The sequence below is a fragment of the Streptomyces sp. SID12501 genome, assembly GCF_010550245.1.
GTDB lineage: Bacteria > Actinomycetota > Actinomycetes > Streptomycetales > Streptomycetaceae > Streptomyces.
The window spans coordinates 1-550 of sequence record NZ_JAAGLU010000357.1; the positions used below are offsets into that span (position 1 = coordinate 1).

1 protein-coding gene is annotated in these 550 nt (G+C 64.4%); it reads left to right on the forward strand.

Annotated elements, in window-relative coordinates:
* Nucleotides 1–221: 221 nt before the first annotated feature.
* On the forward strand, nt 222–550 hold a 329-nt coding region (locus G3I71_RS46205), incomplete at its 3' end, for a helix-turn-helix domain-containing protein (protein WP_343243292.1).

Here is a 550-nt window from a genome sequence, read left to right on the forward strand (position 1 = left end):
CTGTGGTCCAGGTGGGTGTGCGGCCGGTGTATTCGGGTTCGGGGAAGTCGTTGTCGGCGGCGTTGAGGTTGTGGATGCGGCGGATGCTGATGCCGAGGTATTCGGCGGCTTCGGCTCCGGTCAGGGGACGTTGGGTCATGGGCCGATGGTAGGCATTGCGTGATGTGAGTGCATGCATGATAGTGTGATGTCACATCATGTAATGGAAGGGAGGTCGGAGGATGATCCGCTCGTACAGGTTCTTGCTCCGGCCGACCGTCCAGCAGGCCGGGGCGCTGACGGAGATGCTCCGTGATCACTGCTCGCTGTACAACGGGGCGTTGCAGGAACGCCGCGACGCCTACCGGCACGTCTCGAAGACCGGCATCAAGTACGTCGGGCAGTCCGCGCAGCTCAAGGACATCCGGGCCTTCGACCCCGAGCGTCACGGCCGGTGGTCGTTCTCGTCCCAGCAGGCCACGCTGCGCCGCCTGGACAAGGCATTCCAGGCTTTCTTCCGCCGCGTCAAAGCCGGGGAGACGCCCGGTTACCCGCGGTTCCGTGGGGTGAA